This window comes from Streptomyces sp. NPDC051907 (assembly GCF_040681075.1).
Taxonomy (GTDB): Bacteria; Actinomycetota; Actinomycetes; order Streptomycetales; family Streptomycetaceae; genus Streptomyces.
Genome location: NZ_JBFAYB010000101.1, coordinates 1 through 20119, shown reverse-complemented (window position 1 = coordinate 20119; position 20119 = coordinate 1). Strand labels below are relative to the sequence as shown.

The window sequence follows — 20119 nt, the reverse complement described above, 5'->3', positions numbered from 1 at the left end:
GGTCAGGGCCGGCGAGGTCGAGCGAGGTTGGGGACTGCCATGTGGTCGGCCAGCCGCCCCTCCAGGGCCTGGTTGGCCTCCTTGAGTCGATGGTTCTCGACCTCCAGGACCTGGATGACCCGGGCCATCAGCTGGGTCTGGCTGCGGAGATCGTCGCGTTCGGCGCGCACGCGGGCCAAGTCCTGCTGCTGCTTGGCCACGCGGGACCGCGCCGAGTCGGGCAGCGCTTCGGGGCCGGGGGTGCGGGCCTTGACCAGGGCGTAGAACAGGTCCTTGAGGCCGGTGTGCTTGTGGGTGAGCTTGTTGCGGCGCAGTCCGGCTTCGGTGGCCAGGGAGACGACGGTCAGCTTGCCGTCGGAGTGCAGCGGGGCGCCGATCAGCAGGCGCACCATGGCGTCGGTGATGGCCCTGATCTCCGCGGTGTCCTCGGTGTCGGCGTGAGCGTGGGCGAGAGCCTCGCCGACGAGCTGAGCCAGCGCCGCGCCGTCGCGCGGGCCGGGAACGGCCGCGGCGGGGGTGTTCATCGGCGCTCCTCGACTTCGGTGTCGGCCCGCTGCTGGGCCTCGTGGCGTCGGATGCTGGCGGTGAGGTGGGCCTTGCGCTGCTGTTCACGGGCGGCGATGGGGTAGGGGTCGAGGCCGGCGTCGGCGTCCGCGTCGATCCGCGCAATCTCCGCCCGCAGGGCGGTGATCTGACTGTCGGTGCGGCTGACGTTCGCGCACGCCGGGTGGCAGCGGGAGTGGTCGGGGGTTCGGCGGCCGCCGTCGTCCGCCCGGTCGCGTTCGGGGTTGCACAGCGCGGTGAACGCGTCATGGTTGCAGGTCAAGAACGCCTTCGGGTCCTCGTAGACCTGGAGGCGGGGGTTGGCGACCAGCGCGCGCAGTTCGCGTTTGCCGAGGTAAGTCCCGGCGTAGCGGGCGGAGAACTCGGCGGCCGCGGCGCGGTAGCGTTCGGCGGCCGGGCCGCTGACCTTCTCGCCGGCAGCGATGCGTTCGCCGGCCTCGGTGAGGGTCTCGGCCAGGGCCAGGCCCTTTTCCTGGTCCAGGACCTCGAGCATGTCGGCCTTCGAGCGGCCGGCGTAGGACTCCGACAGGGCGGCGGCCGCGTGGCCGTACTGCACCGCGAGCGCGATCCGGCCGCCGGGCTGGCGGTAGATGAACCAGGCGATGTTGTGGACGCTGTTCTGCGCTGACCATTGACCACTGGCAGGTTGCAACGGCCTCCTCGTGGCTATGAAGCCGTCAGTCGTCATGGATGTCGTTCCAAGATGGTTTTGGGAGTCACTGACGCACGATCTTCTTGATCAATGTCAGTGAGGACCGATGTCCTCGGATACCGTCCGGAGCTGCTATGAGGTGGGACGCGCGCGTCTTTCAGCGCTGCGGCTGGCGGGCGACGTCAGTTCGAGCGCCCGGCTGTCGTGACCTGCCGCCATCTCGTCCAGCCAGAGTTCATACCAGGCGATGAAGTCGGGGGCCGACGAGAGGTCGGGGCCCCAGAAGCCATCGGAGTTGCCCGTGACGATGCGGCCGGTCAGCGGTCCCGTGACTCCCAGCAGAACCACGTCGCTGCATCCTGCTTCGATGATGTGCAGGAACCTGTCGCCTGGACGTGCACGATTCTCGACCGTGGTGAAGCCCCGCGGGGCCCCATCCTCGGCCCCCTTCGGGTCCATCGTGAACAGCTCGCACCGGCTCAGCGGCAGGAGTCCGTAGAACGGGGAAGCCCCGGTCGCGCCAAGGAACGTCAGGAAGTCGCGGTAGGGGGCAGGAAGCACGACTCCGTGGTCAGTCTCGAAGGCGTCGAGCGTCGCCGGGCTGACGGTTCGCCCGAGCTGGAAGCGATGCTTCTCCTCGCCGAAGGAGTGGCTGCGAAGAGGGCTGAAGGGGATCTGGGCGAGCTTCCGGCGCAGGCGGGGCAGGCGGGGGTCCATACGTGATCTTCTCTCGTCCGGTCCCGAAGCCTAACGGCGAGGGACGCGTGCCCACCACCGAACAGAAGCGGTGCCTGGTGCAGTGCATGTCCGCTGCGCTCGGGAGGCACTCGGGCTAGGCTCCGCCCATGTCCGAGCCCGGTTCCGATCCTCGCCTGCAGTCGCTCCTTAACAAGCTCCGTCCCGGTCCGGTCCGCAGGGTAACCGTCACCGGCTTCGACAGGTCAGACGTCCTAGTCGTGCTCGGGGCGTCGAGCGAGGGGAACAACGAAGTTGGCCGAATTTCCCGGGAAGAGGCGTCGATGCGCCGTATCGACCACCCGTCTGAGGTCTTCGAGATCGGCCAGGAACTCGATGCTGAGGAGATCGGACGGTGGCGCGGAGAACTGCACTTGTCCGCCCGCGCCTGCGAGAACCCCGAGCTCCGGACCTTCCTGCTCGCGCTCCAGCCAGGGAAGATCGTCTCCGGGACCGTGTCGGAGGTTCACAACTTCGGCGTCTTCGTCCATCTCGACGGCGAGCCCGACGGGCTATGCACTGGCTTCATCCGTGTGCCCGAACTGACCTGGTCGTGGATCAGTCACCCCTCGGAAGCGGTCGAGGCCGGCCAGAGGATCACCGCCGAGGTGCTCATCGCCGAAACGCGTCAGGGACAGGTCGCGATCTCGATGAAGGCCCTGCAGAAAGACCCTCTGATCGAGTTCTCTGATCAATCGGGTCAGGTCCTCCGCGGTACTGTCACGAAGATCGTCCCATTCGGCGTATTCGTGCGCGTCGCCCCGGACGTGGAAGGGCTCCTTCACCTGTCCGAGATGACGAGCCAGCCAGCAGTGACCCCTGACCAGCTCGTGCGCGAGGGCGATCAGATCACGGTCCGGGTTGCCGAGGTCGACGTTCAGCGTCATCGGGTGAGACTGTGTGCGGCGGAGGGGCAGGCAAACGGCGACTCGCAGTGATCACGCCGTCAGCGTCTCGCGTGTCCAGAGCGCGAGGTCACATGTTCAACGGCGTGGGGCCCTGCTGGTGATGCTCGTGACGTTCGACGTCTCCTCCAGTGCCTCTTGGAGTCGTTCGTTGCGCAGGGAAAGGTGCTGGATCTGTGCAGCAGCTAGGGTGAGTTGAGCGGTCAGCTCGCGGTTGTGTCGGCGGAGTTTCGCGTTGCGGGCGACGAGTCTGTCGTGTGCGGTCGGTCCGCTGCGAGGGGCGGTGGGGGTGGCTCGGTGATCAGCGATCTCTCGGGCGATGTCGGGGTAGCGGCGGCGGAAGGTGGTGTTGGTCAGGTCTAGGCGGCGGGCCAGCATGAGGACGCTGGGCTGCTTGTTGGTCTCGCGGCAGGTGTCCAGCACCTCTTGGAGGTGCTTGCGGACCAGGGCCTCGGGCAGGTCGGGGACGTTGCGGGTCATGCCGGAACGGCCTGCTGCCTGTTCGCCGTCAGGAACTCGACGATCTCGGCCCGTCGGCTCTCAAGGAACCGCCGAAGACGGGGCGGCAGCATCGGCCGCGAGGCGATGCGCCCGTCGATGCGGACGATCTCGCCTTGCCAGGCGGCGATGTTCTCGGGGGTGAGCGTGACGTTGCGGCAGGCTAACGGCAGGCAGCCGCCGTGCGAGGGAAGTCCTTCGCTGTTGCCGCGGCGGGCCTTCTCGCAGAGGGCCTTGGCCGGATCGTTGACGCAGGTGATGTACTCGCCGGGATAGATCGCCGGGTCGTGACGCTTCATGGTCCTTTTGAGGCGGTGTCTGTCCAGCGCGACCTGGCCGTGGAACTGCGCGCGCTCGCCGAAGTCTGCGAGCCGACGGGCTGCCTCTTCGGCGGCCGGACCGGCCAGTCCCGCGTGCTGGTGGGAGTCGATCATTTCCATGTAGACCTCGCCCCGGGCGATGGCCTGCTCGCTTTCGACCTCGGCCCGGAAGCCGGAATCGCTGGTCCCCGCATATCCTTCGAACATTTGGATTGATTGATGCCGATATTGCAGGGCCCCAGCGATGACTCCGCCGGGGTGTCGCGCAATGAACCAAGCCAGAGTCCTTCTGAAGACTCTCGTCTTGAGCCGGAGTGCATGACCCTGGCCAGCGGCGATGGTGTCGGTGCGTCCCCGCTCCGTGCAGAGCTCGTTGACGAAGCCGGCGAAGAGATTGAGGTTTTGATTGGTGGCGCCGACGCCGACGGCTCGATCAACGCCGGCCTTCTTCGGCTGGCCCGGTCCGTGGAGGAGGGCACTCATGAGGTAGTTCTGGCCAGCGGGCTGCAACTGCTCAAGGACCCGGATTGCACGGACGACGGGCTCGCAGACGGTCCATGTCGCGTCGACGCCTTCTGCGTCCTCTTCGCCCTTGAAGGCTCGGCTGTGTACTCGCCAGCGGTAGGCATTGCCGTCCTCGTCGCGCTTAGCCTCGACGCAGGCACGCTTGATGTGCTTGACCTCGCTGTCCCGCATGCCGCTGAGGAAGGCGATCACGATGTAGCAGGCGGACTGCAGGTGGCGTGCGAGGGCGGCCAGACTGGTGGGCAGCGTGTGGTCGACGGTGACCGCCTTGATCCAGGGGCGGCCGTCCAGGACGCCTTGGATTCCTTCATCGACGAAGGCGGCATCCGCAACGCCGACAACAGCAGCGACCGCGTCGATGGCCTCGCGGCGTTTGGTGATTTCTCGGCGGTGGCACCTCAGCGTGGCGGCGAGCTGACTGATGTTGATCTTTCCTTGATGGCCGGGCAGGGGCCGCCGTGCCTCGATGTGGTCTCCAAGAAGCTGCTGCAGCCGTTCGTCGACCCGGTGACTGGTCACCCGTCCCGTGCCGACGGCCCGTCTCTCGTGCCATTTGCGGTCCGCTTCGAGGATGTCCGGTGCGAAGTCGTCGATGAAGCGCAACGCCCAGACCAGCAAGGGACCCAGAACGTCTTCGGGGAGTCGGCCGGTCCCGTTCTCCCGACCACGGTGGGTTCGTTCCTCGCCCCACCCATCGAGGTGCAGCGGATCGAATCGGAGCTGGTCATTCCCGAGGTGAAGGCGCCAACGCCATAGAAGTCGAACCGCGGCGCGAGCGGCCTCCCGGGCCCCGTCCCGGTGAGGGAAGAGTGTCAGCAGGTGCCGGTTGTAGCGGTCCAAGTCGGCGGGAGAGATGGCGGACAGCTCGACCCGGTCGGCGGGCCACCTCGAGTCGAGCCAGGTCAGCAGGCGCTTCAGCTCCCCGAATGCACTACGGACCGAGGCGATCGCGGGGCGGTCCTCACCAGGTGGAGATTCCAGTTCCGGACAGAGCAGAGCATAGAACAAGCGCTTGGTGGCGAGGCGGAATCGCGCGGGGATCGTGGGGAAGTTGAGCACTACGGTCCGTTCCTGGACCTGGACGATCGCCGGCGCCAGGCGCCAGACGTCGTCGCTGAAGCGCGCGGTGTCCTCCAGGCGGCTGCCCTGTCGCAACGGGCGCCCGGCCAGGACGTACGGGTTCGCGCTCTGCTGTGGCGAGCCGTGGATGCCCACGCTCATGAGGCTGTTCAAGGCGTCTCCCAGGGTGCTTCGACGAGATCGAGGAGGGCGTCGGGGACCTGTTCCTTCTGTGCCTGGGCGACCTGTGCCGGGGTGAACTTGCCGAGGATGTCGCGGCGGACAGCGACCCAGACGAGGCCGTAACGTCTCCACCACTCGTCCTCGCTCATCCGTTGCCGCAGACCTCCCAGTGCCTCGAGGAGAGCCAGGAGGCGCGGTAGGTGATCTTGGGTGATCAAGCAGTTGCCGCAGAGGAAGCAGAGCAGGAACGAGTCGCCGCAGGGCTTGCCGGTCTCCGGATGATGCTGGAAGTCCCCGCAGGCACTCCAGGCCGTGTCGAGTTGCCCGTGGGCCAGATCATGCGCGGTTCCTGGAGCCAGGCCGGCTCCTGTCAGTTGGTCCGGGGTGCTGCCGCTCGGGATGACGGTGGGGCTGCCGCGGCGGCGGACGATCTCGGCGTGCGCGTCCCGGGCAGCCCGCTCAGCGTCAGCGAGCGCGTCGGCCATCACGCTCTCTGCCCATTCACGGGTTGCCGCGTCCGGCCGGAGGTAGTTGGTGTAGAGCACCTGGGCCGTGTTGCTCCTCGCCGAGGACGGCAGGTGCCCACCCAGCTGGCGGGTCCGTCGGGCATCAAGGCTGGTCTTGATCTTGTTGAAGGTCACCTGGAGTGGCACCTCGACGGAGGAGACGGCGTGCTCCTGGCCCTTCGCCGACTCGTTCGGTGCAGGCGGGTCGGCCAGGATGGGTCTCGTGCGCGTCGCCGCCCATGTGCTCAGATGCAGCTGTCCGCCGGCCCGCAGATCCGCCTCGAATGGCGCGTAGTGCTCGTGTCTCGTCCCCCTCGCGTGAACGCGGTGGCCGTTGCGCCACACGCAGAGCGCAGACGGCGATCCGCAGAACGCCCGGCTGCGAGCAGTCAGTTCAAGCAGGAGGAGATAGAGACCGCCAGGTGTGTGCAGCTCGCGTCCCTCCGGGCCGATCTCCCAGGTCACGGTCTCAAACCAGCGGTCAGCCCCGCGGCGCCGTTTCACCAGGCGAACCTCGACCGCCCGGTCCTCGAGGAGCCGGTGAGAGGCGGGCAACTCTTTGAGCGTCTCGCCGTTCCGTTCCGTCGCGATGGCGAGGAGGACCATCAGCGGAGCCAGGTCGTTCCAGGTCAGGAACAGGCGGGCAGCGAGTTCACGCCGTTCCCGCCACTGATCAATTCCCGTGCCCGGAGGGACTTCCCCGGTCTCAGCCATGCCCGCAAGCACCTGGGCCAGCTGTTGCTGCTGTGGAGGGATGCCCTCGGACTCGTCCCGCTGGCGGCGTACCAACTCCTCGCCGGCGCGGATGCGCCGGACGATCCGGGCGGTGTCCGCCCGCGCAGCGGCGGTCAGCCGGTCCAGTTCGCCGGCCGAGTATCCGCCCTCCGGACTCGTCCTGGGCCCGGGAAGGCGCCTCGCGAACGCGTCGCGAGCCTCCATGGGGATCTGGTCCCGGATCTTCTCCTGCCCGAACAACACCTGCAGTTCCGCCATGTCCCTCTGCCGCGTGCCTGCCGCAGAGTCCGTGCGGGTATGGAAGGCGTTGACGTGATAGCGCGTGAGCTGCGCCGGCACCACAGGCTGGGGGTCCAGCGAGGCCAGGAAGTACGTCCATCGCCGGAGGGGCAACCACCTGTTCTGGGCTCCGGAGAGAGTGCGAAGTCCGCCGCCAGGGCCGGTCCGCATCGCGAATGCCTCGGCGAGGAGAGGGTGCCACCCGGGCAACGGCAGCTTGCCGACATCGAATTTGCCCCGCCGGCCGTCCTCACCGTAGAAGTCGACGACGAGTCCTCCTGATGTCCCTTCGTGAACGAACGCTGGGGCCTCGTAGTCCGCGGCTGGCAGAGCTGATCGACGGCCCGGCCCGGTGCTTCCCCGGCCCCGGCGGGTCACGGCGTCGTCTCCTTCTCTCCGAGCAGATCCTTCGGGGGCTTCTCGTCGCCCAGGGCCGCGGCCAGGGTGTCGCGGGGGTCCTCCCAGGTGTCAGGAACCAGGGCCATGCGGGTCTCCATCTCCAGTTCCTGCAGGGCGTGCAGATAGATCAAGGTCGACAGCTGTGAGGCGTGTCCGAGTCGGCGGCGGACCCAGTCCATGGGGTCGCCGAAGATCCGCTGGTAGTGCAGTCGCTGGGCCGGGTTCATGTCGCCGAGTGCGGCGATGTGCCCGCGTTGGAGCTGTTCGAGGGTGATGACTGCAAATGTGTGTCTTAGCAGGTGGGCGTGGGCAAAGAGGTCCAGGCCCTGTTCTTCGCACCGCTGGTTGGCGGTGGTGAACATGTCCTTCCAGGCCGACAAGGTCAGCGGCATCCCGCTCTCGCCGAGCCAGAACATCGCGGGCTCCAGGCCCTGTTCAGTATCGATCAGCAGCCGCCGACGCTCGGGCGGCCCGAGCAGCCGGACGTCGATCTTCTCGCCGCGGTGAATGCCGCTTGTGTACTGAGCCAGGTGCGGCCTCTGCGGGTCGAAGATCACGATCGGGCGGCGGATCTTCCGGTAGCGGCCTGCGTCGCGGGCCTCCTCGATGACCCACTGCCGGTCCTCGGCCGCGTAGGCCGTCAGGTCCCGCCGGACCGAGGCCGGCTCGTAGACCCATCGCGCGGAGTTCCGTTTCGCGATCGCCTTGGGCAGCCAGGACTTGCTGTAGCCGGCCGGGCCGGGTCCGGTCGGCACTTCCGTGATCAGGCGGCTGGCCTGCTCTTCCAGCCGCAGGCCGGTGCGGACCGTGGAGTCAGTGAAGGTCCCGTTGCGCGACGCCCACCGGCCGCGGAAGTTGTCCCGGGGCAGGCCCTCTCGGTCATAGCCGAGGACTCCCACGTCCCGCCATCGTCGGTAAGACGGTGCGGGAAGCCACTCGATCACCTCGCCACCTGTGTCGTGAGCGTACGTCGTCGGCACCGTCTCCCCGGTATCCACCGGCTTCGAGCGGCGCCTGTTTCCCTTCTGCTCGGCCTTCCCATCACGTCGCGGCCGCTGCGGGATCGGCACTTCCGACACCCACTGCTTGCGCTTCGCGTAGACGTAGAACTGCTGGATGTGCGAGACCTCCTGGCTCCATGTGTCCCCGTCGACCCGCGGCCCGCGGGGATCAAGGCGCCGCCAGTAGTGGTAGGCCGTGTGATCGGCCTCGGTCGCGTCCCGCCAGTCCTTCTCGCTCCGGCTCTGATGCAGGAAGTTCAGCTTCCTGCAGAGGGCCGACGCCCGGTTGATCTGACTGTTCAGCGGGCCCTCCAAGAGGTTCACCCGATGGAAGTACGAGTTCAGGTCCGTGTCGTAGGCGAAGCGCGGTGACAACAGGTACGGCGTGCCATCAGGAACGCCCAGGTCATCGAGCCATAGCTCCCACTCGTCCGGGGAAAGTCGCAGGTGCCAGGGCTGCGGATCAGGCTGCGGCAGGTCCCGCGAGCTGTAGTGGACTGACCAGGCTCCATGTCTCAACACCCGCGGACCGTACAGCTACTTGGTCACTGACCGAGCGTGCACAAGCCAGCGTGCGGCGGAAGCGGCGCAGGGCGACGGCTCCGTCGGGATCGGGCGGGATCAGCTCGTGGGGCCGGTTGTGGGCGGCGGCGAGGTGGTTGGCCCAGGCTGTGAAGGCGCGGATCCTTTCCAGAGCGGTGTCGGAGGACAGTCCGGTGCGGGGCATGGAGGTGCCCTTGGCGTACCGGTAGAGGGTGCGGGTGAACAGCTGCTCGCCGTCTTCGAGTTCCTCGACGACGGCGATGGCGCGTGCGACGGGCTCCAGCACGATCCACGGGTCCGCTCGCTCCTCTCCTTCGCCGATCGCGTTGCCGTCCTCGTCCAGCACTCCCTTGAAGTGCCGGCCGCGGACCTCGAACCGTACGGTGCCGTCCTCGCGCTCCACGCGGGTGCAGCAGCCGCGGCGCAGGGCCAGGACCTCCTCGGGCCGCATGCCGGAGAGATAGGCGCAGCAGATCAGGGCGGCGGTGGACAGGTGCAGCACCAGAACGTCGACGTCGTCGAAGCCGATCTCCTCTCGCCAAGAGGTGGTACCGATCCGGGCGGTGAGCGCAACGTCGAGGAGTGGGGCGGGGCCGAAGTCGGCCGGGGTTAGTTCGTCGGACAGGATGCCGCGGGCGCGGGCGACCTGGGAGGTGGTAGCGCCAAGGGTGCCGGCCAGGAAGGTGTTGGCCTTCGGCGGCAGCGCCCCGCGATGGCGGGCGAGCACGGCGGGGGCGCCGGGCGCCCCGCTGGAGGGCAGCTTCTCGCCGGCCACGAGCAGGCCGCGCAGGTGGGCCACCGTGGTCTCGGTGCCGCCGAGCGGGGCGCGGGCGGGGATGGCGGCGAGCAGCCGGCGGTGCTCCCGGGCGGCGGCCAGGAGGTCCGGGGCCAGGTCCAGGACCGTGCGCAGCGCCCACACCAGCAGCGGGGCCATGACGGCCGGGTGCACGATCGCGACGTTGTTCTCGCCGTCCGGGGTGTCGTCGTTGGTGCCGAGGAAGTCGGACATGACCGCGGCCGGGTCCTCCCACGGCGGCATGACCAGCCGGTCACTCTCGGGCAGGTAGGGGGCGTAGGCCCACAGCCGCGAGATCACCGACAGGGCCTTGGCGTCGGTGCGCCACCGGCGGCCGAGCGGGCGCAGGTGCTCGGCGTAGTCCTCCAGGTCGCCGGTCGTGACCTGGGAGAGTTTGGTGATGCCGCGTCCGTCGAGCCAGGAGGCGAAGCGGGTCCAGATCTGGAAGTTGTGGCGCAGCGTGCCCGGTTGGGCGGTGGAGCGCGAGGCCCGCTGCTGGAGCAGCACGGCTGGCGTTGGGATGTTCAGCTCGGCGAAGGCCGCGCGCATCATGCCGGGCCGCAGCCCGGCAGGGCAGCGGCTCCAGTCGATGACCAGCGAGCGGTTCGACTCCTTGGGGCTGATCAGCGCCAGGTGCCAGGCCAGATCGCGGAACCGCGGTAGCTGCCCCGGGTCGAAGCCGGGCCGTAGTCGGTTGAACGGGAGAACGAAGGTGTCCGGGGCCGGGTCGACGACTTCTGGGCCGGCGGGGACGGGCAAGGACGCACTCATGGGTCGAGCCTCCGTTCCAGCATCGCGTGGATCAGCTCCCGCTCGCTGTCGGCCACGGCGGCGACCAGATGGGGCCGCGCGTCTGTGGTGGTGTAGGTGGTCAGGAAGTCGCCGATCCGCGCGTGGTGCGTCGCCCAGTCCGCGGCCCACACCGCCGGGGTCACAGCCGACCGCAGGGACTCCAGCGCCTGGTGCAGGTAGGCGATGCGGGGCAAGTCGCGTCCGGTGGCCACAGCGTTGCGGCAGGCGAAGCACAGCAGGAACGACACGGCGCACGGCATTCCTGCCGTGCTGTGGTCGGAGTTGAGGAAGTCCGCGCACGAGGCGACCGGGGTGCGCAGCCGGCCGGCCACGATCCGGCGCGCCACCTCCACGTCGATTCCTGCCTCCTTGGCGACGAGCTCGGCACTCACCTCGCCCTGCGCGTCGACCTCCTCGACCAGGCGCATGGCGACCGTCTGTCGGGCGGAGGCCAGTGCCTGGGTCAGCCCGAGCTCCACCGCGCCGCGCGAGGCAGCGCGGACGTTCTCGTCCTTCAGCTGGTAGTCCCGCTCGTGGGTGGCCTGGGTGTTGTTGCGGGCCCGGCCGTGGTGCGCCTGCGCGCTGTGGCGCAGCGCCTGGGAGTTGACCCGGGCGGGCAGGTCGACGCCGCTGGCGCGGACCTGCTGCTGCCAGCGCCGGATCGCCCCGTCCAGGGCTTTGCCGAGCGCGTGGTCGCGCAGATTCTCGCTTCCGCCGAGGCCGCGGTGGCCGACCAGCAGCTTCGTCGTCGGACGGCCCAGCGCCTCCAGGGTGGTCCTGGCCGGCGCGGTCAGCTCCAGCACGTGCCGCAGGGCCCGGCCGCTGGAGCCCTCACCGACGTCGACGAGCGTGTTGCTCGTGTGCCGGCGACGGCCGCGCCGCGCCTTGTCCGTGTCGACCTGGTGCACGGCCGGGTCCTCGCGGTCCGCGTTCGGCCACCAGGTGGGCACGTCCATCTTCTTGAGCACCGACAGGTTCCACGCCTCGTGCACGATCAGCAGCACGGCCGCCGCCCCGATCTCCGCCGGCGTCGCGAAGAGCCGGCTCAGCGAGGCGGCGTTGCCCTCGAAGCCGCACGCGCGCTCCGCGTATGCGGTCACCGCGTGGTCGGCGCTGTTGGGGTAGCGCGGAAGGTCCCCGGTGCGGGCCAGCACGTCCAGCACCTCACCAAGGGGCCAGGCGCCGTCCCCACACTCGATCGCCCCTGCCCTCCACCGCTGAAGGATCGCGGTGTTCGCCGCGATCCGCAGCCGCCCGGCGCGCACCGTCGCGGCGGCCGCGTCCCGGATCCGGCGCAGTTGCTCCCGGGTGTGGGCCTGCTTGCGCGGGCGTCCGCGCCGGGCCGGGGGCCGGCGCCGCGGCGTCTGAAGGAACACCCGGGTCGCTTCCGGCACTCCGGGCGCCCGCCGGACGACCGCGGCCAGGACCCGGCGGACGTGGATGTCGCGGGTCCACTGCTTCCACCACTCCACCGTGATCTGCTCGGTCGCGGCGACGGGCGGCTCGGCCGCCGCCGCGTCCCTGAACAGCAGCCGCAGCGTGCTGGCGTTCGTCTGGTAGGTGTCCTCGCTGCCCCAGCCCCGGCCCTGCTCGGCCAGCCCGGCCACCAGCGCCCGCCGGAAGTCGACGGGTCCAGGACCGTCCCTAAAGTCCCACACGCCCAGCGGCTTCCCGGCGCCGCTGACCGGGCGGATGACCAGGCCGTCCGCGTCCGCCACCGGCGCCTTGCGGTAGTCCGTCGGCGGCAGCGTCGCCCGGCGCCCCCGCCCGCTCACGCCGCATCCAAGATCAGGCCCGTGCGCGCCGCCAGCTCCGCGATCTTCTCCGCGTTCACGGGGTTATCGTCGTCGCCGAGCAACGACTCCAGCTGCAGCCCGCGCACCGGCTCCAGATACACGTCCCGCGTCACCTGCTCACTGCGGTGCCCGAGCATGTCCTTGACCATCAGCCAGACCTGCCCGTACACCTCCTCATAGTGCAGGTGCTCGGCGGGCGTCAGACCGAGCCGGTCCAGCGCGTTGTGCAGCGCGATCAGCGTCCGCAGGGCCATGGAGTGCCGCAGCATCTTCGGCGTCGCGAACACATCGAGCCCTGCGGCCGCGCACCGCTCGCTCGCCCGCTCGAAAACCTTCGTCCAGCTCGTGTACCGCAGCGGCAGCCCGCTCTCGGTCAACCACAGCAACGCCGGCTCCAGGCCGTCCTCGCCCTCGATGAACAACCGCATCCGCTGGGCGGCCGTCAGCCGCCCCAGCGCGCTCTCGCCCACACGCCCGTCCCGGCTCATCCACTGCACGCGGCCCGCCCGGCTTACCCTCTGGATGATGCGCAGGTCGGGCAGACCGGTCGTAGACGCCGCGCCGCCGGGCGCGGGCCACAGCCAAGGCGCGCGTGCTCATCCGGTAGCCCTCGACCCGTTGGAGCGCCGGATGGCCGACGTAGAAGGTGTAGCCGGCCCGCTTGGCCACGGCCTGGCCCACCCTGCCTGCGTAGTAGTTCCGCCGCCCGAGGACCGGGAGCTCACAGAGGAGCAGGGTGCCGCCCTCGCGGCGCCGCAGGCCGCTGGAGTACATCAGGTCGGCGTACGCCGTGTCCCGGCCGGCCGAACGGCCGCGCCACCCCTCGTCCTCCAGGCCGCCCGGCAGCATGCCGCCGAGCCCGACGTTTCGCCACAGCCGAAAGGCTCGAGGCGACAGCCACTTCACGTCCGAGGTCTTCACGTCCAACGGCGAGGCGAGCGTCACCGGGTTCGACGGTACGAGTCCGCGCTTGGCCGCGATGCCGTACAGCAGCTTCAACGCGGCCTGCTCCTTCGCCCATGTGCCACCGCCAACCGGCGCTGGATTCGTCGCCCCCCGTCGGCGCCAGTCCTCCCAGTCCTCGACGTCGTCCTCCGACGCCTCATCCCAATCCAGCCCGCGCTGCCACAGAAACGTGAAGAACAGTCGGTAGAGCGGGGCGTACGTGACCTGCGTGCCCTGCGCTTTGGCCGAAAATGCCGAGCGTCGCAGGCACTCACTCAGCCGAGGATCGACCCGGCCATCCGGCGAAACGAGGATCGGCTGCCGCTCGCGCAGCCCGAGCACCCGCTCGCGCTCCTCCAAGTCCTCCCAGCCGGGCACGGGCCGGCCTCCTGCCGGAGTGCCCCCGTCGCCCACCCAGAACAGACGCCATTCGTACGCCACTTGACTCCCTCAGCCGCAACACGACATGAGGCAACACAGCGTATGTCCACAGAACTGCGGGTCCCGGGAATGATCGAGAACGCCGAGGACGTCGTGATCGTCCACGCGCTGGAACAGTACTCGCGACGCGGCTCCGAGCACCGGCCGACCGTGCAGCTCCGGCGCAGCGGCCTGCTGCATAGGGGGCCCGGGACCGTCGAAGTCGCCATGGACGAAGGCCCGCTCAACGATTTCACATAGGCGCCGACCGGCAGAACACCCCGGCACCGCCTTCACCGGCCCGTGCCTGAGACTCCCCTGGCCCCCGGGCCCGGTCCCTCGGCGGGATCAGGCCCGGCGGCCCGCCTTCAGCAGCGCACAACGAGAACGCAGGAGCGACCATGGCCAGCGCATGTGGCAGGACGGCAGACGGCGGCGAGTCTGCCACCTTCCAGTACCGGCGGTGGCCTCCCGCTTGTTCGTGCAGGGGCTGTTCGGTGGCCCGCACCGCCCCCCGTCCCGTGGCCGACGGATGGCGGTTGCGGTGCTTGCCCGTCGGTCCCGCACGGTGAGGCCACACCACCGAGCCGAACGGAGCCCTCATGCCCTTCCCCGACTGGACCGCCGTCCGCCTGAGCACCCCCGCCGACTACGCCGAGGCCATGCCGTACCTGATCGGCTACCGGCCCCGGCAGTCTGTGGTCGTCGCCGCGTTCCACGGCGACCGGTGCACGGTTGCGGCCCGACTGGGCCTCCCCGCGGCCGAGTCGGCCTGGCTCGACTACGCCGCCGCCGGAGCCCGGAAGGTCGTCGCCCAACTGGACGCCGCACCCGATGCGGTCGTGCTCTACCTGGTCGGCGACCCCCGCCCCGGCGAGGACGGCCGCACCGTCGCCGCCCGCCTGGCCCCGCTGGCCGGGATGCTCGCGGCGGCGTTCGCCCGCCACGCCGTCGCCGTCCGGCTGGCCCTGTGCATCAGCGACGGCCGGTGGTGGGACCTGGACACCGCCCCCGGCCCGGGCACGGTCCTGTCCGAGACCGCCCCCGGCCCGGCGGCCGTCGCCTTCACCGTCGCCGGAGCACCGCCCGCCCCTGCCCAGGACGCTCTCACCGCCACCCTCGCCCCGCTGACCGGCATGGAAGCGGACAGCCTGCGCGCAGCGCTCCACGACGCGTACGCGACCCGCGCGCCCAGCACCGCACGGCCTGCCGCCCACGCTCTCCTGGAGGACGCGGCCGCCGCCTTCGCCGACCCGGCCGCCACCGCGCTGCCCGCCCGGGACGCCGCCGCATTGCTGCTCGCCCTGAGCGACGGCGCGGTCCGCTACTGGGCGATGAGCCTGCCCGACACCCACACCAACTCCGCCGCCCGCCGCCTGTTCGCCTACCTGGCCACCGCCGCCGTCCACCCCCACGAGAGCCTCGCCTGCGCCCCGCTGACGCTCCTGGCCGCCAGCGCCTGGTACGACGACGACCGCGCCCTCGCCCGCCTCGCCCTCCACCGGGCATGCCGCGTCGACCCCGCAGCCCCCCTGCCCGGCCTGCTCCTCGCCGCCTTCAACCTGTTCGTCTCCACGCGGGAGCTCAAGGACATGGCCCGCGCGGGACGCCCCGGCTGAGCCGCCCCGGCCCGCGTCGCACCCCGGTCGCCGCCGCACCTCGTACCGCGTTGGGTCGCCGGGGGCGGCGGCCGTCGAACAGGAGGGCGTCAGTCCGCCCCGGGTGGAGGCGGGCCTGTGGCAAACCCCCTGAAGACCTCCCGCGTCCACGTCACGTCCTCGAGGTCCTGCACGAGGCGGGCTTCATGAGCCGCCAACAGGGCAAGCTCCGCAGCCAGTTCGTCGGCCGACAGGCCATCCGCCCACGCGAGCCAGGCCGTCGTCTCCTCGTCCACGCCGTCATCGTGCTAGCGGGTACGGGCTCGGTGCAGTCCCCCGATCGGCTACAGCTCTTCCGGCCTTGCCAGCCCTCACGCCGCCCCCGGCCCCGAGCCCCGCCGCCCGCGCAGGGTCCCGGGCCGTCGGCGTGCCGGCCGCGCCCGCACGGTTGCGGCCCTTGCCCTGCGCCCGGCCACGGTAGGAGCCGCCGGGCCCGGGGATCGCGAGCACCTCACCTCACCTCCCCGGCCCGCTCCACACCTCCGTTCTCCCGACACGTAAGGAAGCCCATGACGACCGTAATCACCGTTGCCCACATCGCCGAGGCCGCCGCCGCACGGCTCGGCGACGGCTGGAGCACCGAGCCCAGCACCTGGGGGACCACCGCCGAGCTCATCGGCCCCCACCACGTGGCCTTCACATGGGTCGAGGACTACGAAGGCGACCTCGTCATCGAGTACGACCGCACGGCCTTCCCCGACGGCGTCGAACTCCCCGACGGCGTCGAAGCCTTCCACGGCGGCGTCTATCTGCCCCTGGCCGCCCCCACGGACGGCCTGGACTTCCTCGCCCAGCGCTGCGCCGACGCGATCCGGGCGATCACTCACCACTGACCCCCGGTCCAGGCACCGGCTCCGCGCATCTCCGCGTGCGGAGCCGGGGCTGACCCGCAGGCGGGCCAGAGTTCTCCCCGGTGCCGCCACACGGTCACCGCCGACCACCCCGGGGAACGAGCTTGGGAGCCTGACCTATCGCGCTGCTCGCTCTCTCTCCGTGCCTCCGCCCGCTTCCGGCGCCCACAGGCCGGGCTACCGAGCCTCCGGCCTGTGGCCATCGATCCGTACCCGGCCCGGTCGACCGTAGTTGCCTGGCTTGCTCCGCCCCACGCAACTGTCGGGGCCACCCCTGGCCGCGTGCCGTGCGACCGCCCCGGCTGCACAAGCCGCGCGCCGTATGGATGCGAGGATTAATTCCATGGGACGCGAAGTACGCCGAGTGCCGCTCGATTTCGACTGGCCGTCGAACAAGGTCTGGGAAGGCTTCCTGACACCCGACCGCTTCGGCGAGGAGCAATGCCCTGACTGCGAGAGCGGCTACTCGCCGCAGGCCCAGAACCTGTACGACCTCTGGTACGGCAAGCTCCCGTTCGACCCGGCCGACACAGGCTCCGAGCCCTGGCGGCACGACACCCCCGCCGTCCGAGCCGTCGCCGAGCGACACATTCGCTCCGCACCAGAGTTCTACGGCGTCGGCGAAGCCGCCACCGTCCGTGAAGCGCAGCGTCTGGCCGACCTGTTCAACCAACAGTGGTCCCACCACCTGAGCCAAGACGACGTCGACGCCCTGGTCGCGGCCGAGCGGCTCTACGACTTCACTCATTCCTGGAGCCGTGAAGAGGGCTGGCAGAAGATCGACCGGCCCGTCATGCCGACCGCGGAGCAGATCAACGAGTGGTCCCTCACCGGCTTCGGCCACGCCGATATCAGCGCACACGTGGTGATCGAAGCCCGTTGCGAACGCGAGGGCATCGAGACCCGGTGCCCGACATGCAAGGGCCACGGCAGCCTAAAGAGATACGAGGGCCAGCGCGCCGAGGCCGAGGCGTGGGAGCCGACCGACCCGCCGAAGGGCGACGGCTGGCAACTGTGGGAGACCGTGACTGAGGGTTCTCCGATCAGTCCGGTGTTCGCCTGCGCCGACGAACTCGCGGGGTGGATGTCCGACCCGGCGCGAGGCGACCGGTGGGTGTCGCCTGCCGCCGCCGCGAAGTTCATCGCCGACGGCGCGGCGCCCAGTTTGGGCGCCGCCGCCCCCGGTGTGGTGTCAGGCGTCGAATGGGTCGGACACCACGCCGACGACGGGCGGGATCGGCCCGCCACAATCTGAACGCCCCCCGTCGCCTGGCCCCCGACCCTGGTACGTGGACGGTGTCGGGGGCCACTCCATGCCACCCGGGTCCGCCGCCCGCGCCGCACCCCTCCGCCCTCGCCACCAGCCGGCACCACACCCGGCACCCGGCCCAGCCCCCGGGGGTCGCGCGGCTGGTCTCGCCCGGGGCAGTGCCGGTTCTGCCGGCAGGACGCTCCCGCACCCGGACGGTCGCCCCGCCGCTTGCCGCGCCTGCCGGCCTGGCCCCGACGCTGCTCCACGCCTGCCCCGGGCGCCCGTCACACCGAAGGAGCACCCCTGCATGTCCGACCGACTCGAATGGGCCGACGCCGACAGCGGCGCCCAACTCCTCTTCCCCGGCGTCGACGTCGACGGCGCCACCGTCCGGCGCCGGCTAGATCGCCATCGCCTTCTGGACCGGCAGCAACGGCATCGCCCTGTCCGGCCCGCCGCAGGACCTCGCCCGACCGCCTCGAACAACCCGCCTCCGTCGCCCGCACCGCCGCAGCGCTCCTCGCCGAGCCGCTGCGCCACCTGCCCGACGGACTCGACCCCTGGGCCTGGATCGCCCTCGGCGCACGCGCCGACTCCTTTGAGGAGCACGACGACACCCTCTGCGCACGCCCGGCGTCGCCGTCGCCGACCCGCGCCGTGTCACGTGCGGCGACTGCGTCGCCGCCTGGAACGCCCGCCAGCCGGACCGGTTCGCCATCCCCATCGCAGTGTTTCTCCCCGCCGACCCGGTCGACCGCAGCATCGGCGACCAACTGCCGTACGCGTCCATCGCCTCGATCGGCGACGACCCCGGCACCGAGGAAGACCTCCTTGCAGACGGGGCGACCAGGCCTGACCGTCCGGCGACCCGACCCCGGCCCCCCTCAGGGGGCGGGTACGGCCAGGGCCGGGGGGTTGCGTGGTTTGGGCGATTCTGTTCCAGGGTTCCGGTCGTCAGCAGCCCCTGCACCGGCTCGTGTTCGGGCCGGGCCGCCCCGGAAGGACGCCTGTCGTGTCCGAGACCCCGTCCCGTCCCGCCGCCGCTCCCGCCGCGGATCCGATACCCGCCCCCGCCCCGGTCTCCGGGCCGGTCGCGCCCCGCACCGCCTTGGACCACGCCCGCCACGCCGAACGGCTGCGCGCGCAACTCGCCGACTTCTGGGGCAGGCCCGTCCGCGGCGTGCCCAGGGGCGTCGACCTGATGGCGTCCATGCACGTCACCGCGACCGGCCGCGACCTCGTGGACGACCCCCACGCCATCGGCCTTTACGCCGCCATGTGCGCGAACTTCTCCCACGCCTACCGCGCCAGCGAGGTATGGGTCGCCCCGCACAGCATGGCCGACCGCATAGCCCGCCACCCGCTGGCGAACCAGGCCAGCGTGATCGTGGGGAGCCTGGAGGACGCGGCCCCGGCCCGCGACGGGCTCGTCTACCTCCCGACCCCGATCCGCCTCGACGACCTGCACCCCGTCCACGCCCTCGCCTGGCACATGGAGGGCACCGGAATCGACCTCGCCTTTTCCGCCGAGACCATCACCGCCACCCAACTGCTCCCCACCCGACTGCCGCCGCTCCTGGCCGCGTCCACCAAGCTGCCCCTCGCCCCGTACTGCCCCAACGGCGTCACCACCCTGTACGAGGGAGTCCTGAACGGCTACGGCGACCCGCACCGGTTCGGCGCACCCGACCCGGCCACCGCCCTCGCGCTCGTCCTGGCGTTCTGGGACCTGCGCGCCCCCACCGCCCGCGACGCCGACGGCCCCGGCGATCCCGCCACGGTCGAGGACACGCTGACGGTCCTCCAGCACGCCGGGCCGGGCCACGGCACGAAGAAGCCCGGCCGCAGCCGCAAGCGCGCCAGGCAGTCCCCGCCCAGGCGGCGTATCCGCGTCATCCGCGAGCCCGCCCACACCCCTGCCCCCGACACCCGGCCCCGACCCACCGCCGAGCACGTCCCCGAGCCCAACTGGAAGGACGACACACTGCGTTGGGAGGTCAAGCTGAAGCACCAGAACCGCTGCCCGAACCCGCACCAGCACCGCGCGATCATCGAAGCGGGAGGCGAGTGCAAGCCCGTCCTGGTCCCCGTCAAGGCCCACTTCAACGGCCCCAAGGGCCGCGACGTCGATCCCAAGCGCACGGTGCGCATCGTCCCCGACCGCCCCTGACCCGCACGCCCCGTCCTCCCGGCCCCGGCTCCGCCCCCACGGCCGGGGCCGACGCATGCCCCCGTGTCGCCGCCGTCCCAGCTGCCCCCGCCCCGCCCCGCCCCCCGGCCCGGCCCGGTCGGGACTCGCCGTGCAGGGTGGCGGGGCTAGCCCTCCCGCCGGTCAGAGTCGGCGCAGCCGGTATCGGCCGTCACACAAGCCTCCTTTCTTGTGTGCGCCGTGGGCGACCGGCCCCGCGGGGGCCGCGCGATGGACGCGAATCCCCTCCCGCCCCGCGCGGCCCCCCTCTTGCAAGATCCGACCCTCATCCACGAGCCAGGAGCCCTCACCCATGACGAAGCAGTCCAAGACCCGCACCCGCATAGAAGCCCTGCGAGCTGTGATCGACAAGGAGTGCACTGCGCCCATCTGCCAGGAGTCGGGCACGTGCCGTCACGAGGGAGAAGGATCAGCGCCTTGAAGCAGAGGGTGAAGGCCAGAAGATCGCTGCTGCCGATGGCGCGTGCGACGGCTTCCGCCTCTTCGGCCGACTCCA

Annotated in this window: 17 protein-coding genes; 6 read left to right on the top strand and 11 right to left on the bottom strand. The window is 70.7% G+C overall.

Annotated elements, in window-relative coordinates:
* Window positions 1-2: 2 nt before the first annotated feature.
* The 3 genes from AB0M39_RS34585 to AB0M39_RS34575 form a co-directional block, all read right to left on the bottom strand.
* Complete coding sequence (locus AB0M39_RS34585; RefSeq protein WP_365370892.1) at window positions 3-524, bottom strand: hypothetical protein; 522 nt, start codon at window positions 522-524, stop codon at window positions 3-5.
* Window positions 521-1216: a hypothetical protein gene (locus tag AB0M39_RS34580; RefSeq protein WP_365370890.1), complete on the bottom strand. Its 696-nt coding sequence runs from the start codon at window positions 1214-1216 to the stop codon at window positions 521-523. Before AB0M39_RS34580 ends, AB0M39_RS34585 begins: the two co-directional genes overlap by 4 nt.
* Window positions 1217-1348: 132 nt before the next feature.
* The gene (locus tag AB0M39_RS34575; protein WP_365370888.1) at window positions 1349-1933 is read right to left on the bottom strand and encodes an SMI1/KNR4 family protein; all 585 of its coding nucleotides are present in this window, start codon (window positions 1931-1933) and stop codon (window positions 1349-1351) included.
* A gap of 128 nt (window positions 1934-2061) precedes the next feature.
* Here AB0M39_RS34575 and AB0M39_RS34570 point away from each other — a divergent pair, with 128 nt between their 5' ends.
* Window positions 2062-2889 (top strand): S1 RNA-binding domain-containing protein, encoded by an 828-nt coding sequence (locus AB0M39_RS34570; RefSeq protein ID WP_365370886.1) that lies wholly within the window; start codon window positions 2062-2064, stop codon window positions 2887-2889.
* 45 nt (window positions 2890-2934) lie between these two features.
* Here AB0M39_RS34570 and AB0M39_RS34565 read toward each other — a convergent pair whose 3' ends face one another.
* The 7 genes from AB0M39_RS34565 to AB0M39_RS34535 form a co-directional block, all read right to left on the bottom strand.
* Window positions 2935-3336, bottom strand: coding sequence for a hypothetical protein (locus tag AB0M39_RS34565; protein WP_365370884.1), 402 nt, complete (start codon window positions 3334-3336; stop codon window positions 2935-2937).
* Window positions 3333-5432 (bottom strand): hypothetical protein, encoded by a 2100-nt coding sequence (locus tag AB0M39_RS34560; RefSeq protein ID WP_365370882.1) that lies wholly within the window; start codon window positions 5430-5432, stop codon window positions 3333-3335. The genes AB0M39_RS34565 and AB0M39_RS34560 overlap by 4 nt, the downstream gene beginning before the upstream one ends.
* A complete protein-coding gene (locus AB0M39_RS34555) occupies window positions 5429-6940 on the bottom strand; it encodes a hypothetical protein (RefSeq protein WP_365370880.1) in 1512 nt (503 codons plus the stop codon). Before AB0M39_RS34555 ends, AB0M39_RS34560 begins: the two co-directional genes overlap by 4 nt.
* Before the next feature lie 395 nt (window positions 6941-7335).
* Window positions 7336-8736 (bottom strand): integrase, encoded by a 1401-nt coding sequence (locus AB0M39_RS34550; protein ID WP_365370878.1) that lies wholly within the window; start codon window positions 8734-8736, stop codon window positions 7336-7338.
* A gap of 88 nt (window positions 8737-8824) precedes the next feature.
* The gene (locus AB0M39_RS34545) at window positions 8825-10471 is read right to left on the bottom strand and encodes a hypothetical protein (RefSeq protein ID WP_365370876.1); all 1647 of its coding nucleotides are present in this window, start codon (window positions 10469-10471) and stop codon (window positions 8825-8827) included.
* Window positions 10468-12267, bottom strand: a complete 1800-nt coding sequence (locus AB0M39_RS34540; RefSeq protein ID WP_365370874.1) for a hypothetical protein — start codon at window positions 12265-12267, stop codon at window positions 10468-10470. Before AB0M39_RS34540 ends, AB0M39_RS34545 begins: the two co-directional genes overlap by 4 nt.
* Window positions 12264-12758: a hypothetical protein gene (locus tag AB0M39_RS34535; RefSeq protein ID WP_365370872.1), complete on the bottom strand. Its 495-nt coding sequence runs from the start codon at window positions 12756-12758 to the stop codon at window positions 12264-12266. The genes AB0M39_RS34540 and AB0M39_RS34535 overlap by 4 nt, the downstream gene beginning before the upstream one ends.
* A gap of 958 nt (window positions 12759-13716) precedes the next feature.
* Here AB0M39_RS34535 and AB0M39_RS34530 point away from each other — a divergent pair.
* A complete protein-coding gene (locus AB0M39_RS34530; RefSeq protein WP_365370870.1) occupies window positions 13717-13914 on the top strand; it encodes a hypothetical protein in 198 nt (65 codons plus the stop codon).
* 341 nt (window positions 13915-14255) lie between these two features.
* Window positions 14256-15272, top strand: coding sequence for a DUF4192 domain-containing protein (locus AB0M39_RS34525; protein WP_365370868.1), 1017 nt, complete (start codon window positions 14256-14258; stop codon window positions 15270-15272).
* A gap of 89 nt (window positions 15273-15361) precedes the next feature.
* Here AB0M39_RS34525 and AB0M39_RS34520 read toward each other — a convergent pair whose 3' ends face one another.
* Window positions 15362-15547, bottom strand: a complete 186-nt coding sequence (locus AB0M39_RS34520) for a hypothetical protein (protein ID WP_365370866.1) — start codon at window positions 15545-15547, stop codon at window positions 15362-15364.
* Between the two features lie 273 nt (window positions 15548-15820).
* Between AB0M39_RS34520 and AB0M39_RS34515 the strand changes: the two genes are divergently transcribed.
* The 3 genes from AB0M39_RS34515 to AB0M39_RS34505 all read left to right on the top strand — a co-directional run bounded on the left by AB0M39_RS34515 (window position 15821) and on the right by AB0M39_RS34505 (window position 19584).
* Window positions 15821-16144 carry a hypothetical protein gene (locus AB0M39_RS34515; RefSeq protein WP_365370864.1) on the top strand — a complete coding sequence of 108 codons (324 nt, stop codon included), beginning with the start codon at window positions 15821-15823 and terminating at the stop codon, window positions 16142-16144.
* 361 nt (window positions 16145-16505) lie between these two features.
* The gene (locus AB0M39_RS34510) at window positions 16506-17417 is read left to right on the top strand and encodes a hypothetical protein (protein WP_365370862.1); all 912 of its coding nucleotides are present in this window, start codon (window positions 16506-16508) and stop codon (window positions 17415-17417) included.
* A gap of 1009 nt (window positions 17418-18426) precedes the next feature.
* Window positions 18427-19584: a hypothetical protein gene (locus tag AB0M39_RS34505; protein WP_365370860.1), complete on the top strand. Its 1158-nt coding sequence runs from the start codon at window positions 18427-18429 to the stop codon at window positions 19582-19584.
* Window positions 19585-20119: the final 535 nt, after the last annotated feature.